Annotated in this window: 15 protein-coding genes; 14 read left to right on the top strand and 1 reads right to left on the bottom strand. The window is 48.5% G+C overall.

The genetic code is table 11. The features are described from left to right. The first annotated feature begins 65 nt into the window (after positions 1–65). From EXY20_RS19230 to EXY20_RS19175, 11 genes are all read left to right on the top strand, one after another. Positions 66–1,292, top strand: a complete 1,227-nt coding sequence (locus EXY20_RS19230; RefSeq protein ID WP_135553717.1) for an RtcB family protein — start codon at positions 66–68, stop codon at positions 1,290–1,292. A 166-nt stretch (positions 1,293–1,458) separates the two neighbouring features. After that, complete coding sequence (locus EXY20_RS19225) at positions 1,459–1,752, top strand: AbrB/MazE/SpoVT family DNA-binding domain-containing protein (protein WP_135553716.1); 294 nt, start codon at positions 1,459–1,461, stop codon at positions 1,750–1,752. Position 1,753: 1 nt separating this feature from the next. Then, complete coding sequence (locus EXY20_RS19220) at positions 1,754–2,158, top strand: type II toxin-antitoxin system death-on-curing family toxin (protein ID WP_135553715.1); 405 nt, start codon at positions 1,754–1,756, stop codon at positions 2,156–2,158. Continuing rightward, a complete protein-coding gene (locus EXY20_RS19215) occupies positions 2,155–3,126 on the top strand; it encodes a sigma-70 family RNA polymerase sigma factor (RefSeq protein WP_135553714.1) in 972 nt (323 codons plus the stop codon). The genes EXY20_RS19220 and EXY20_RS19215 overlap by 4 nt, the downstream gene beginning before the upstream one ends. 76 nt (positions 3,127–3,202) lie before the next feature. Then, complete coding sequence (locus EXY20_RS40685) at positions 3,203–3,487, top strand: type II toxin-antitoxin system RelE/ParE family toxin (protein WP_135553749.1); 285 nt, start codon at positions 3,203–3,205, stop codon at positions 3,485–3,487. Between the two features lie 5 nt (positions 3,488–3,492). Continuing rightward, positions 3,493–3,801 (top strand): helix-turn-helix domain-containing protein, encoded by a 309-nt coding sequence (locus EXY20_RS19205; RefSeq protein ID WP_135553713.1) that lies wholly within the window; start codon positions 3,493–3,495, stop codon positions 3,799–3,801. 357 nt (positions 3,802–4,158) lie between these two features. After that, the gene (locus EXY20_RS19195) at positions 4,159–4,554 is read left to right on the top strand and encodes a VOC family protein (RefSeq protein WP_135553712.1); all 396 of its coding nucleotides are present in this window, start codon (positions 4,159–4,161) and stop codon (positions 4,552–4,554) included. Positions 4,555–4,813: 259 nt separating this feature from the next. Then, complete coding sequence (locus tag EXY20_RS19190; RefSeq protein ID WP_135553711.1) at positions 4,814–5,599, top strand: phytanoyl-CoA dioxygenase family protein; 786 nt, start codon at positions 4,814–4,816, stop codon at positions 5,597–5,599. A gap of 1 nt (position 5,600) precedes the next feature. Further along, positions 5,601–6,488 carry a helix-turn-helix domain-containing protein gene (locus tag EXY20_RS19185; protein ID WP_135553710.1) on the top strand — a complete coding sequence of 296 codons (888 nt, stop codon included), beginning with the start codon at positions 5,601–5,603 and terminating at the stop codon, positions 6,486–6,488. An 842-nt stretch (positions 6,489–7,330) separates the two neighbouring features. Continuing rightward, complete coding sequence (locus tag EXY20_RS19180) at positions 7,331–8,161, top strand: DNA adenine methylase (RefSeq protein ID WP_135553709.1); 831 nt, start codon at positions 7,331–7,333, stop codon at positions 8,159–8,161. Beyond that, on the top strand, positions 8,154–10,445 hold the full coding sequence (locus EXY20_RS19175) for a DGQHR domain-containing protein (protein WP_135553748.1): 2,292 nt from the start codon (positions 8,154–8,156) through the stop codon (positions 10,443–10,445). The genes EXY20_RS19180 and EXY20_RS19175 overlap by 8 nt, the downstream gene beginning before the upstream one ends. A gap of 54 nt (positions 10,446–10,499) precedes the next feature. On the opposite strand, the gene EXY20_RS19170 is transcribed toward EXY20_RS19175, so the two are convergent. Next, entirely contained in the window at positions 10,500–10,907 is a 408-nt protein-coding gene (locus EXY20_RS19170) for a hypothetical protein (RefSeq protein WP_135553708.1), read from the bottom strand. A 147-nt stretch (positions 10,908–11,054) separates the two neighbouring features. On the opposite strand from EXY20_RS19170, the gene EXY20_RS19165 reads away from it, so the two are divergent. From EXY20_RS19165 to EXY20_RS19155, 3 genes are all read left to right on the top strand, one after another. Continuing rightward, a complete protein-coding gene (locus tag EXY20_RS19165; RefSeq protein ID WP_135553707.1) occupies positions 11,055–11,414 on the top strand; it encodes a helix-turn-helix domain-containing protein in 360 nt (119 codons plus the stop codon). Positions 11,415–11,547: 133 nt separating this feature from the next. After that, positions 11,548–12,426, top strand: coding sequence for a phosphorothioated DNA-binding restriction endonuclease (locus EXY20_RS19160; RefSeq protein ID WP_135553706.1), 879 nt, complete (start codon positions 11,548–11,550; stop codon positions 12,424–12,426). Positions 12,427–12,452: 26 nt separating this feature from the next. Next, entirely contained in the window at positions 12,453–15,617 is a 3,165-nt protein-coding gene (locus EXY20_RS19155) for a DUF3427 domain-containing protein (protein WP_135553705.1), read from the top strand. The last annotated feature ends 11 nt before the right edge of the window (positions 15,618–15,628 follow it).

The following is a 15,628-nucleotide window of genomic DNA, read 5'->3' as shown; positions in this document are numbered from 1 at the left end:
ATTCCGTGCTGCTATGCTTGCAGCATGGAAATAAATGAATTCATCCAACGGGAGTGTTGAACAATATGGCTTACCAAACGATCCATGGCGTGCGCGTCTGGGGCAATCCCGACGCCGGCGCGCTGGCGCAGGCGAAAACTTGCGCAGAGCACGGGAACGTCGTGCAGACGCTGCTTATGGCCGACCACCATAAAGGGTACAGCCAACCGATCGGCGGCGTGGTCGCCTATGACGGACAGATCTCGCCTTCGGGCGTCGGTTACGATATCGGCTGCGGCAACAAGGCGGTAAGGACGAAGCTGATGGCTTCGGATATAAAATCGCAGCTATCTGCGATTATGAATCAAATCGCGCGAAAAATTTCCTTTGGCGTCGGACGAGTGAACAGTGAGAAAGTCGATCACGAGTTGTTCGACGATCCGGATTGGAGCGTTTACGCGACGGTCGGCCGCCAGGAGCACGACAAGCTCAAAGCGTTGGCACGCGAGCAGCTTGGAACGGTCGGAAGCGGCAATCATTACGTCGATCTGTTCGAAGAGATCGGCACAGGTCGTTTGTGGATCGGCAACCACTTCGGCAGCCGCGGCTTCGGCCACAAGACGGCGAGCGGGTTTTTAAATCTCGCCGCCGGACGGGAGTTTCTCGCGAACGCGCCGGGAGAGTCGATGGACCAGCCGCCCGTGTTGCTCGATCTGGGCAGCGAGCTTGGCGACATGTACTACCGCGCTATGAAGCTGGCGGGTCGTTACGCATACGCCGGACGGGATTACGTCATTGCGCAACTGCTGGCCATCCTCGGAACCGAGGCGGATTTCGAAGTGCATAACCATCACAATTACGCTTGGCGGGAAAGGCATGAAGGCAAAGAGACGATCGTCGTCCGCAAAGGCGCGACACCATCGGCACCGGGCCAACTCGGCTTTATCGGCGGCAGCATGGGCGACATCTCGGTCATCGTGCAGGGCAAAGATACGATCGAAAATCGAGAATCTTTTTACAGCACCGTGCATGGGGCCGGTCGGATCATGAGCCGTACGCAAGCCGCGGGCAAAATGAATTGGAAAACCCGCACTCGCTCCGGAGGTCTAATTTCCGCCGAGCAGATGGATAAAGCCGTTCGCGATTTCGGCGTCGAACTTCGTGGTGCCGGAACGGACGAAAGCCCATTCGTGTACCGTAAGCTTCAGGAGGTGCTGGATGCCCATGCGGAGACGATCGAGGTGCTGCACGTGCTTAAGCCGATCGGCGTATGCATGGCCGGCGCGGATGAATTCGATCCGTACAAAGACTGATGATGGAATCAATACTCCTCTCGGCTCAACAACCATGAACACCATCCGCATAAGGATGGTGTTGCTGCTTTATTTTTATTAATACGTACATACGTTATAAAAGTTATTACGATTATAAGGTATAATGGAATAAGCGTGGATAATACTTATAGAGAGCAGAATAGTAATGGAAGGTGTGGCCAAAGTGGCAAACGATAAATCAAATGCGATGCGTTATTCCCGCAAAATAGGACGAATGGGCAACAGCCTGGGAGTAAGCTTGCCCAAAAGCCTGGCCGAAAAATTGAATGTTTCACAAGGCGATGAGATCGAATTTGTGGAAAATGATCGCGGTGAAGTGGTATTGAAAAAGGTTCGGCAAGCTCAACTTCCCGAAAATGTAAGACTGGAAGTTCTTGAAGCGTTTTTTGATGTGTTTGAAGAAGACGAGGGTATTCTCGAAGACTTAAGGAATCGGTGAAATGATCCTATTTCTAACGAAAGAAGAGGTTATTTCAGCCCACTATTTCATGATGCGAAAAATGAACGACGCAGACCAGGCAGGAGTGAAGGATCACGGCTTGCTGGAATCTGCGGTACATAGACCGCAACAAAGTGTTTTTGGAGAAGATGCTTATCCCGATTTATTTGACAAAGCTGCGGCCTTGCTAGAGTCACTGGTAAAGAATCATTGCTTCCACAATGGGAACAAACGGACAGCCTATTTGGTTACCAAATCGTTTCTTATGGTTAATGGCAAACAGGTAAGAATGGAACGTGAATACGCCGTGGAGTTTATGGTGGATATTGCAAAAGGAATTCATTCGTTGGAGGCTGCTGCAAGGATTTTGAAGGAATTTTCTGTAGACCGTAGGAGGCCCAAATGAACGAAACCGCACTGCAGCATGGTGGACCGGAGCTTCAGTTATTTGACAGCTTAAAACCGGAGTTGACATCGTTCTGTTATCGAATGCTGGGATCGATCGATGACGCAGACGATGCCGTTCAGGAAACCTTTATTCGGGTCTGGCAAAGCTGGAGCTCATTCCGACAGGAATCCTCGCCCAAAACATGGGTTTATCGGATTGCCTCCAATATATGCCTGGACAAGCTGAGACAAGTGAAACGGCGAATTCGTCCCGTTGACTTTTCCGGCCCCGCGGCGTCCATTATCGTACCCAGTGAAACGCTCCCCGACTCATCCTGGGTCTGGCCTGCCCCGGCATTTTCGGACAATCCGGAAGATGTACTCATCCGCAAAGATACGCTTCAACTCTGTTTTATTACCCTTTTGCAAATGTTGCCTCCACGCCAACGTGCCGTTCTTCTTTTAAAAGACGTATTTGAGTGGTCCGCCAAACAGATTGCAGAATCGTTGGGAATGACGCCGGCAGCAGTGAACAGCGCCTTGCAAAGAGCCAGAGAAACGATGGACCGGGCGAAGCTCCGTTCGGAGGAATACAGCTTGATGGAGGAACAGCCTGATCAGGAGCTGGTTTCACGGTATGTGGAAGCTTTTGAACGATTTGATATCCATGCGCTGGTAGCCTTGTTTCATGAAGAAGGCCATATGTCGATGCCGCCTTTCCCTATGTGGGTACGAGGCAAGGACGATTTGTTCCAATTTTTCTCGCTTACACGCTGGCATTGTGTCGGGTCGCGGTTTCTGCCGACTCAGGTGAATGGCGGTTATCCGGCTTTGGCGCAGTATATGCCGAGTCCTGACCAAACCTGCTTGATCCCCTGGGGAATTCATGTCATGGTGATGAAGGACAAGAAGATCTTTCACCTTCAAAACTTCATCAACACCCCATTATTTTCGCGATTTGGGCTTCCGGAACGATTAGAAAAATAATTACCTAGTATCTGATAGCCATTCAAAGACGAAAGGCACTTCCTATTAGGGGAGTGCTTTTTATGCTCCATAGGACATTTTCAGACGGGATATAAGGGGTCGTGCCGGTGCAAAAATTATTAAGGACCTCAAGGGTAAAGAAAATGACAATTTATATGAATTGAGACCTCTAGACGAAAGAATATTTATGTGCCTATGGAATGGAAATCACTTTATCATGTTATCTCATTACACGAAGGACGATGATGAGACAGACAAGCTCGAGCTGGCGAAAGCAAGACGGTTAAGGGATACATACATAAGAGAAGATCCAATAGAAGATGTTGGGGAAAAAATGAAGAAGGGTAAGAAAAGGAGGTGATTCTCATGAAAACTTGGGACGATATGATAAACGATATGAGCCCCGAGAGTCAAAGGGAGATTGAGATTATTCGCAAGCGGGCTGAAATGGTTGTTGCGCTGATCAAGATAAGGGAGAGCAACGGGTGGACTCAAGCTGAGTTGGCGAGAATAGCAGGAATGAAGCAATCTGCAATCGCTCGATTTGAGAGTGATACAACTGCGCCCCGTATTGATACGATTATCAGGGTGGCTATGGCCCTTGGGGTCGATCTTACCTTGATGCCATCAAATAATGCCGGTCATCATCAAGCAGCGACAGCGGCAATGGTTTAGAACGTGGGAAATTGTTTATCTGCTCTGCCGCGCTTCAGCTCCACCAACCTTGCTAAAAACAAACACCATATACTTAGTTGGTGGATTTTCAGTAATCGTTTGGCTTAATTCGTAAAAAGAAAGTTAGGGCACATGGAGAAGCCTTAACTTTCTTTTTATTCATAATGATGAAGGGTATTTCAGGGGAATTCACGTCATGGTGATGAAGGACAAGAAGATCTTTCACCTTCAAGATTTCATCAACACCCCATTATTTTCGCGATTTGGGCTTCCGGAACAATTAGACCGATGAATATAGCAATGGGACGGCGTCTAAATAAATAAGAATCCCAAAAACAAATTTCTGAGGTGAGTGAAATGGCATTGACCGCCACGCAATTTTTTGTGAACTTGCATGTGCGGAATGTAAAACAATCCGTGGCGTTTTTCACGGGGCTCGGCTTTGCGTTTGATATGCGGTTCGCCCTCGAGGAAAAGTCGGCTTGCATTGTGATTGGCGAGAAAACGTTTGTTATGCTGACAACGGAAGATTTCTTCCAGACTCTTACGAATAAAGAAATCGTCGACACCAACAAGCATGCGCAGTTGACCATCGCCATGTTCGTTGAAAGCCGGGAGAAAGTCGACGAAATCGTCAAAACGGCGGCATCATTGGGCGGGAAAATCGTTACCGAACCGGAAGATCACGGTTTCATGTATCAATGGGGATTCCAGGACCTGGATGGCCATTTGTGGGCGATCGGGGCCGAATGAGCATGAATAATGTGGTTGAAGATCAGGATCGAACGTAAGATCATACGACATCGGATCTGAAAATTAGGCAAAGACAAAAGGCTCTCCTCTTAGTGGGGGGCCTTTTTTGGCATTTCACTCGTCGGTGGGAGCGTGGGTGCCGGACAAATCGACAAAAAACCGGAAAGGCGAGTAATGACGGCGCCGCTTTTATCGCGGATAATGAGGGGGAATGGCAACATAACCTTAGCAGAGGAATCGATAAAAGGAGGAGCCTGCCGTGAGTATTGCACACAAGGAACCGTTGCACGAACAGTTGGTTGCGCTCGGCGTGAGCGAGTCGCTGTTGACGGAAGAAGAGAAAGCAAGTCTTGATACAAGAGGGTTCGTCGTGTTCGAACGATTGATGGAGCCGGCATTTCTGGAGCGGCTGCGCGAACGGTACGAAGCAATCATGTCGGACGAAGGGATCACGGACAAGGACGAGGAGCCGGGCACGCGCCGTCCGCACGATCTGGTCAACAAGGGCGAAGAGTTCGACGGGCCGTATACGCATCCGCAAGTGCTGGCCGCCGTCTACCACGTGCTGCAGCGCAACTTCAAGCTGTCCAACTATTGCGGCCGCGACGCATTGCCGAAGCAAGGCCAGCAGCACTTCCATTCCGACTGGGCCGAACCGCGGCGCAGCGAAGACGATCCGTTTCACGTCGTCAATACCGTATGGCTGCTGGACGATTTCAGTGCAGCCAACGGCGCGACGAGGGTCGTCCCCGGCAGCCACAGGCTGCTCGGTAAGATAGGCGATCACTTCTCCTTCGAAGGCATCGAACAACCGCACCCGGAGCAGATCATCCTGGAAGCGCCGGCCGGTTCGGTAATCGTGTTCAACAGCCACCTGTGGCACAGCGGCACGCGTAACACGAGCGATGCTGCGCGGCGGGGCGTGTTCGCTTACTTCTGCGCTCGCGAGCATGAGCCGTACATCAATCACCAGGTAAAAACGTCGGCGGAGACGAGAGCGCGGCTGTCGGCGCCGGCCCGCTATTTGCTCGGTCTGGAGGAGTAGCATGGCGCAGCCAACGGAGCAGCCGGCGGCGGCAATGCCGTTCTTCCGCTTCTCGCTGCGGTACATCATGTCGCCGGGCGAGATCCACGGTCCGCGAACGACATATATCCAGTCGTTCAACCTGATCGAGTCCGGCACCGGTACGCTGCATACGGACGACGGGCCGCTGCCGCTGTTCCCCGGCGTGCACGCTTACGTGCCGTCGGGAAAGCCGCATCGCTGGGAGGCGTCACGCGACAATCCTTTCATCTATCGCATCGTCTACTTCGAATGGAACTACCGGGAGCGGCCGGGCGTTGTCTATCCGAGCGATTTTCTCGCTGACCGCGGCAGTCCGGTTAATGCGTCGTTCATCGAGCCGGCCGTGCACGAGCCGTTGGTGGAGTACACCGTGCTGGACGATGCCGACGCGGCGGAATGGAACCGGCTGTTCGCGCCGATTTTGTCCAACTACGACGTTTACGATGCCGGCCGGTTTCCCGGTTCGCTGCGGATACAGGGGCAGTTTTTGCTGTTTCTCGATTTCGTCATCAATACAGCGATGCAGCCGAAGACGTTCGCCGATCGGCGGGTGAAGGCATTCATGCAGGCGGCGCAAGCCGGTGAGCCGGAGCTGACTCATGACAACATCGAGCATCGGGCTGAGCGCCACGGGCTAAGCCGCAGCCACTTCCACGACTTATTCAAACGCCAGACTGGCACGACGCCCAATGCATACTGGTCCGAACAACGGATCAAACGGACGTTCCGCGAGCTGATCGAGACAACCGAGACGATTACGCGGATCGCCGAACGGCATCGGTTCGAGTCGGTTCATTATTACGCCAAGCTGTTCCGTAAAGTGGTTGGTTTGACGCCGGGGGAGTTTCGAAGGCGGAATCGGGTTTAAGCCGTGCTCGGTTGTTCGCAAGCTGCCCGATTAATCAAATTTATATTGAATTTTGTATAAGGTGCCACCGACGTGCAAATTATCGGGGTAGAAGTGGCTCGCCAAACATCCTTAATATCACTCGGTGGCCGATTGTGGTTTTGCCAAGCGATGGCCTGCCTCCATCATCTAAAAACTTGGCTACATAAGGTTGGGTTTTAAATGGTGTAAACGAGGGTTCGTCAGCGCACAGGGAGCGAAGTGGACGAGCAAGAGATGTGGCTGGTGTCAAGTAGGCTTTGGGAGCAAGTTCAATGTAGATTTCAAAATTTACCTACAAGGTTGTCACAAAAGTATTCATATTGGTATGAGAACATCCCGAATCATACGCGTAAGGGCTCCAAATTCCACTATAGAGTGGGGACTGGAGTCCATTTTTATGTTTTAAAAAGTAACACGGCCCTAAGTAGGCACAAAATTCCAAGATATCTCTTGGGACAGCCCCATGTGTGGATTAGGTCTTCAGACCAAAAGCGATACGGACGAATAAGGGATTAGCCACCGCTAATAGAGGTGTCTGTAAATATATTTAACTTATTGTCAATTATTATTGAAAATTTCGTCGAATTGTGCTTAAAATGACAATAGTTGTATTTTTACGATGAGGATATACCACTAGAAAATATAAAACTCCGGGTCTAATATGATAGTGGGATATAGTCGAATATACCCATAGTAGTGGGACGTAATGGATCTTTAATCATAGAAGTAATCGATAAACATTGTAAAGCACTAACTTATGATGTCGGAGACATTATAGGAGTTGTTCTTTAAGTGAATAAATACCTGTGAGGATAGATTATATGACTGCAATAGAGCCATTCATTAGATGGGCTGGTGGAAAGACTTGGATAGTAAAGTCACTGGTTCAGATAATAGGGAATTTGCAATACCGAAAATATTATGAACCTTTTCTTGGTGGAGGAGCAATCTTTTTTGCAATGGACCATTCCCATAATTGTTACCTATCAGACCTTAATAATGAGTTAATAGAGACATATATAGCAGTAAGGGACATGCCTCATGCGGTAATAGATCATTTCGTGAAGTATAACAATACGTCTGAGGATTATTACAGAATACGTTCAATGAATTTTGATGACCCGGCAGAAAGAGCTGCCAGATTTATTTTCCTTAATCAAACCTCATATAATGGCCTTTACCGCGTAAATAGAAAAGGACAATATAATGTTCCCTATGGTCGTAGAGAACATTGGAATTACAATTGCACAAAAATAGTTGCTGCAAGTCAAAAGCTTCAAAAAGTAAAGTTACAATGTTTTGATTTTGAAGGCTACAAGAATCGAATTAACGAGAATGATCTGGTATTTTTAGATCCACCATACACCGTATCACACAATAGTAATGGGTTTATCAAGTATAACCAAAATTTATTTTCTATTGAAGATCAACACCGCCTAAGTCAATTTATCGACTTTATTAAACGAAAGGGTGCGTACTACATCTTAACAAATGCAGCCCACCCTGTAATAAGAGAAATCTTCCAAAAAAACGGTGACCGGATATTAGAACTTAACAGGAGCAGTTTAATTGGCGGGAAAAAGGCTGCAAGAACTATTGTTTCAGAGTACATATTCACAAATATTCCAGAAGAGGCGGAAAATGATGAGTAAGACAAGGTGGGATAAAATTGTATCCGGTAGAGAGCTTTCATCAACTAAGGCAAACAGAAACAAGACATTTATTACAATGAAAGAGAGGCTTCTTGCACTTCCGGATTTAGTCGAAGAAGGTTGGATAAAATATAAAGATTACAAAGACCCGAAATTTATTGGTGTAAAAAAAGACAAGCCTTTTGATGAACAGTTTGAGGATAAAGTATGGCTATTATTAGCAAGCATGGGTTTCACGGAAATGAATTCTGATAGGAATTTTGAAATGTCATATGATTTTCAAAATCCAGCGTTCACACAACAGATTGATGTTTTTGCTTCTGATGATGAAACGGTTCTCATTGTGGAGTGTAAGTCGGCAGAGAACATAAAGGACGGCGTATTCAAAAAATCAATAGAAGCATTACGTGGTCAAATGGATGGACTACGAAAAGAGGCATTGAAGAAATACCCCGGAAGAAAAGTGAAGTTTATTTGGGCAACGCATAATTTCATTATGAGCAAAAGCGATTTAGTAAAGCTTAGTGAATGGGGAATTGTACATTTTAGTGATGCAGTTATAGATTACTACGTGGAATTGGTTAAACATCTTGGGTCCTGTGCAAAATACCAATTATTAGGTAATCTTTTTGCAAATACAGAAATCCGAAATATGGAGGAAAAAATACCTGCTATACAGGGTAAGATGGGAGGATATACATATTATTCTTTTTCAATCGAGCCAGAACGTTTGTTGAAAATCGGATACGTGCTGCATCGCAATGAAGCAAATAAGAATATGATGCCAACATATCAGCGGATCATCAAGAAAAAACGTTTGCAAGATGTTCGAACTTTTATCGATAAAGGCGGATATTTTCCTAATTCACTGATAATAAGTATCGATACCAATGGAAAGGGACTACAATTTGATCAATCCGCAACAAAAGTAGATGATTCGATCTCCAAATTAGGTATTTTACATTTACCTAAGAGGTACAGATCTGCCTACATTATTGATGGACAACATCGTTTGTATGGATATTCTGATTCTCAATACGCATCAAAGAACTCTATACCTGTGGTCGCCTTTGTAGATTTAGATCGTAAAGAGCAAGTAAAGTTGTTTATGGACATTAACGAGAATCAAAAGTCAGTTCCAAAAACATTGAGAGTGACACTTAACTCTGACATGTTGTGGGAGTCTGAAAATTATAATGAACGAAGGCAAGCACTCAGATCAAAGATCGCCCAAATGCTAGGGGAAGAAGAGACATCGCCGTTACTTTCTAGAGTGGTTGTTGGTGAAGATGAAACTTCTCCATTAAAGTGTATTACTGTTGAAGCGATTCAATCCGCGTTGAAAAGATGTCATTTTTTTACGATATTTGGAAAGAGAAATGTAATTGTTAAAGACGGGACTTTTGACCTTGGGACCAATCAGGAAACCTGCGACCTATTTTATCCGTTTATAGAGAATTGCTTCAGGTATATTAAAACTTTCAGTGAAGGGGAATGGATAAAGGGAGAATTGGACAATGGCATTTTAACAATAAATCGTGGTATCCAAGCGGTAATTCGTACTATTAATGACGTCGTAAATATGTTATTAGCCAATGCCGAGATTGCACCTAAAACAGAAAAAGCAGAAGATGTCTTTGCAAAGGTATATTATTATTTAGATCCACTAATTGAATATATTAATAACATTTCTCCTGAGCAGCGGAAAGATCTTCGAAGTTATTTTGGTGGTGGTGCTGATACACGCTTTTGGAGAGCATTCCAGAGGGCCATAGCAGATACTAGAGAAGATTTTAAACCAGATGGACTTGAAAAGTACTGGGAAGACGAAGCAAAAACGTTTAACGAAGAATCGTTGAAATATCTGCGTGAAATAGAAGTTAGTGTTAAAAGTATTATTGCTCAAAAGCTAAAGGAAAAATGTGGCGATAATTGGCAAATAAAAGGGTTGCCAAAGACTGTTTATTCTAGAGCGAAAAAAGATGCTGATAATCAAAATTATGATTCGATCACAAGTGGGGGCGTAGGAAATGTAACCATTTGGGATTGTGTTAAGTTTTTAGAATGTAAAGAAATTATATTGTACGGTAAAAACTGGTCTGAAACTTTTGAAAGTGTTGTAGTTCGCCCGGAAGATTCGAAAATTACTGGAGGACGTGAAGCAAAGACCGAATGGTTCGTTAAATTAAACACGATATCCAATAAGCTTCAAAAAGCAGCCTATAGTGTTTCTACAGAAGAATACAGCTTTATTAAGTCCATCTATAACTGGATTTGTGCATAAAGAATATGGAGAACCCAAAACAACTCAAACTTATCATCAGCCTCTGGTGAAATGTCACCCTAACACACGCACGTATCGTGCGTCACATTGCAACAGAGAACCCGAAGCATCTATCGGCTCACTTCTAGTAGAAAACGAGATCTGGGCTCGGACGATCCCGTTCGTTTCAATGATATTGTAACATATGGCATATATAAATAATGGTGCAGGGTTAGCCGCGGCGGGCTTTTGTAGGCCCGCAAAAGTATCAGGGTAAAGCTGCTGCAACTTGGAGGTTTCTCGTTCATTAAGTGGTTGAAAATAATGTTTGTTCACAATCCGGAAGCCGAAAGGCTTCTTTTCTTTTTTCAGTACTATCACATGCCGATCGGGAAGTAAATAGACCTTTTCGAATTGAAACCAGTGATGATCGTCGTATTCGTCGGAAAGGATGATGTCATGAATATTCTCGATCGAAGTCATTGGCGAATTGCACCCCACAAGTGTATATTTTACAATTATTTCTCCAATAATAACACTTATAAGTTATATATTCAAATAATGAAAGAAGTAAGGGGATTTATCTTTCTGCTGATATCTATACGCTATAAATACTGAGGGGTGTAGATGATGCCGGATTTGAAAATCATGATCGGGGATCGAATTCGATCCATCCGTAAAATGAGAGGACTAACGCAGGCCCAGTTGGGGGAATTGGCGGGTACGAAGTTTTCCTACATCGGGGATATCGAACGCGGCAAACGCAACGTTTCGTTAAATACTTTGGAGAAAATCATGGTTGCACTTGATGTGGATTCGGAGCAGTTTTTTCGATTTTCCGGGATGGATATTCATCAGGAGAAGCTTGGGATTACCGGGACTTTGGCGATTCACGTCAGTTATCTGAAAGGGCGCGATCCGGAAGAGATCAAGCTTGTGCATCGCATTGCGAAAGATATGTTGGAGACGTTCGAGCAAAAATTGAAATAGGATCTTGATAACCGATCTCCTCACAAGGTCGGTTTTTTGATGCCCGATCAATTGGAGGAACTCCCCACCCCGGTGACGAATACTTACCCATACACGCTGTAAAATAATGCCGGAATTTGTAGAGGGAATGCCGATGAATGCCGAGGAACTGAAGCGGAAGGTTGCGACGCTGTCGATATGGAAGAAGAACGGGCAGCGGGCGCCGCATAAGCCGTTGCTGCTTTTGCTTGCCCTGAGCAAGCTGCAGGACGATGTGACCTTGCTGCCCTATGAAGACATTCGCTTGAAGCTGAAGCAGCTGCTGAGGGAGTTCGGCCCGGCACGAACGTCGTATCATCCGGAGGAACCGTTCGTCCGGCTAACGACTGATGGTATCTGGCATTTGAGCGTCTCGATCGACAAGATGCGGTTCAGCGATAAGCAGCTCGTCACCGATCAGGTGGTCGGCGGGTTCAGCGAAGAGGTCCTGCACCTGCTCCGCGGCAATGAGAAGCTTGTGCAAGAGGTCGCCGAGCAGCTGTTGAACGATCATTTTCCGGAGACGATGCATGCGGATCTGCTCGAGGAAGTGGGGCTGCGCCTGTCGCCGGTGGTCAAACGGAGAAGAGATCCCGAATTCCGCAACAAAATATTGCGGGCTTACGAATTCAGCTGCGCGATCTGCGGGTTTAACGTCCGACTCGGCCATCAACTGATTGCGGTCGATGCCGCCCATATTCAGTGGCACCAAGCCGGCGGCCCCGACGTGGAGGAGAACGGCGTCGCCTTATGCTCCTTGCACCACAAGCTGTTCGATCGCGGCGTGTTCACGATCACGCCCGACAGGAAAATGCTTGTTGCGGAAGAGGCGCACGGGACGCGTGGTTTTGACGAATGGCTGATGCGGTATCACGGACGAACGGTCCGTTCCCCGATCCGGCCATTGTACCAACCGAATGAAAGCTATATCATCTGGCACGTCCGGGAAGTGTTCCGCGGACCGGCACGTTATCGAGTGGGCGAAGGATCCTGAGTTCGTCCGGGAAAGGAACGATCCCCATGAAGCAAGGGCTCTACGAACAAGTCATCAACCGATTGACATCGCAGCAGTTGGCCGAGGTGGACGCCTCGCGGTTCGAGATTGGCAAGGAGAAGCTGGATCTGGAAGAGGCGCGCAAGCTGCTGGCCAATTACATCGGTCTGGTGACACGCAGAGCCTTAAAATTGGTGCGGGAGCAAACGAGCAATGACGACGAGCTCATTCTGAAGCAGATCCAGGCCTGCAATGCGATGATTGCGACGCTGAAGGACAGTCTCGGCCCGGAAGAGTGCCGATTGCTTCAACTGGACGAGCGGGGCGAAGTGTTGACGTATATTTACGCCAAGCTCAATCATATTCGTTCGTTCAAAGACGCGGCTATCGTCCGTCCGACGACGCCGTTGTCGCAAAGTTCCTTGTTCACTGGCTCTCATGCCGAGCCGAATATGCTGCACGAGCTCCAATGCGAAATCGTGACCGCCGACCGTATCAATTTGCTTGTTTCCTTCATCAAGTGGAGCGGGATTCGAATTCTCATGGAGCAGTTGGAAATGTTCACGAAGAACGGCGGCCGGCTCCGGATCATCACCACGACGTATATGGAAGCAACCGACTACAAGGCTATTATCGAACTGGGCAAGCTGCCCAACACGGAGATCAAGATTTCCTATGATACGGACCGCACCCGGCTGCACGCCAAAGCGTATGTGTTCGAACGCGACACCGGATTTACGACCGCCTATGTCGGGTCCTCCAATCTGTCCAATTCCGCGCTCACCAGCGGGCTGGAATGGAATCTTAAGGTGACGGAGAAGGACTCTTACGACGTGCTGAAGAAAATCGAAGCGACGTTCGAAAGCTATTGGAACGATCGCGAGTTTCGTCCCTTCGTCGGTTCCGATCCGGAGCAGGAACAACTTCTGCAGCGGGCGCTTCGCAAGCCCAAGGCCGGCGAACAGGGCACGCTTTATTTTCCATTCGAGATTACGCCCTACGACTACCAGAAGGAGATTCTGGAGAAGCTGGACGCCGAGCGCACGTTGTATGGGCGCATGTACAATCTGATCGTGGCGGCAACCGGCGTCGGCAAAACGGTCGTTTCGGCGTTCGATTACAAACGGTTCGCGGAGCGGCGCGTCCAGGCCAATCTGCTGTTCGTTGCGCACAGGGAGGAAATCCTTCGCCAGAGCCGGGATACGTTTCGCTATATTCTGAAGGATTTGAATTATGGCGAGCTGCATGTCGGCGGGGAGCAGGCACAAGGGCTGAATCATCTGTTCATCAGCATCCAGAGCTTCAATTCCATGCGACTGACGGACCACACGACGCCGACGTTCTACGATTATATTGTCGTGGACGAGTTTCATCATGCCGCGGCGCCCTCTTACCGGAAGCTGCTGGAGTATTACAAGCCGCAGGTCATGCTGGGGCTTACGGCGACGCCGGAGCGGATGGACGGCAAAGACGTGCTCGGCTATTTCGGCGACCGTATCGCCGCGGAAATTCGGCTGACGGACGCGATCGATCGGAAGCTGCTTTGTCCGTTTCAATATTTTGGCGTGACTGATCAGGTCGATCTGACGCAGGTGAAATGGTCGCGGCGCGGCTACGATTTGGCGGAGCTCGAGCATCTATACACGAACAACAAGATTCGGGCCGTGCAAATTCTGAACAGCATGAAGAAGTATGTCACCGACATGGAGCAGGTTAAAGGACTCGGGTTCTGCGTTGGGGTCGACCACGCGATCTATATGGCCAAGGTGTTCAACGAAGCCGGCATCCCGGCTATTGCGCTGCACGGACAATCGAACGACGAAGAACGTCGCGAGGCCAAGGTGCGCCTGACGAATGGCGAGATCAAGCTGATTTTTGTCGTCGATCTGTATAACGAAGGTGTCGACATTCCGGCGGTGAACACGATTCTGTTCCTGCGGCCGACGGAAAGTTTGACGGTGTTCCTTCAGCAGTTGGGGCGCGGCCTGCGGCTTGCGGAGGGCAAAGAGTGTCTGACGGTGCTGGATTTTATCGGGCAGGCGCATCAGGAGTACAACTTCCAGGAGAAGTTTCGTGCCTTGATCGGACATGCGAAACATTCGGTGCAGCACTACGTGGAGCAAGGCTTCTCCAGTTTGCCGCGGGGAAGCTTCATTCAGTTGGAAAAGCAGGCTCGCGACTATATTCTCCGCAACCTGAAGCAAACCGCTACCAACCGCAGGAGCTTGGTTCAGAAGCTGAAATATTTTGCCGCCGATACGGGGATGGAGCTTACGCTCGATAGTTTTCTGCGCTACCACGGGATGAGCTTGTATGAGTTCTATGGCGGAAGGACGGGGAACCGGACGTTTACCGGGCTGCTGATGGAGGCAGGTGTGGCGGAGAATCGTGGAGATGGCGAATGGCACCATGCCGATTTCGTCGCGAAGCGAGTGCCGGCGCTGCTTCATCTCGATTCCCGCAGGCAGCTTCGGTACCTGATCGCTTTTCTCGAGGGAGGGATGAACCCTCCGGAATCGGAAGAGGAACGGCTCATGCTGAGCCAGTTGTATTACACGTTCTATCGCGTCGAACCGGGCAAACAAGGGTATGCGAGCGTGATCGCAGCCTTGCGGGATACGCTGGCTTATCCGGCATTCCGCCGGGAAGTGATTGCTATTTTCACGTATAAGCTGGCTCATCTCGACTTTGTGGACAAGCCGCATGCGTTTCCTTACGTTTGTCCGCTGGCGGTTCATTGCCGTTATTCGATGGACCAGATCCTGGCCGCCTTCGGGTATTGGAATGAAGAGAAAGCGCCCAGCTTCCGGGAAGGCGTCAAATATTTCGAGGACAAGAAGACCGACATTTTCTTTATTACGCTCAACAAGTCGGATAAGGATTTTTCGCCGTCGACGTTGTATGAAGACTATGCGATCAACGAACGGCTGTTTCATTGGCAGACGCAGAGCCGGACCGCCGAGGATTCCCCGACGGCGCAGCGTTATATCCATCATCGGCGGTTGGGGACGCGGGTCGTCTTGTTTGTAAGGGAATACAAAGAGGAGCATAACTATACGGCGCCTTATGTGTTTCTTGGCGAGGCGGAGTATGTGAAGCATGAAGGGAACAAGCCGATGAGCTTCGTCTGGCGGCTGAAGGTCGAGATGCCTCCGGCGATGGTGCCGGCGGCAAATAAAGTGATTGTGTAGGGCAGGAGGCA

It is taken from the genome of Paenibacillus cymbidii (assembly GCF_004764705.1).
Classification (GTDB): Bacteria; Bacillota; Bacilli; order Paenibacillales; family NBRC-103111; genus Paenibacillus_AN; species Paenibacillus_AN cymbidii.
The sequence above is the reverse complement of the archived record's forward strand: the minus strand, read 5'-3'. Positions and strand labels throughout refer to the sequence as shown.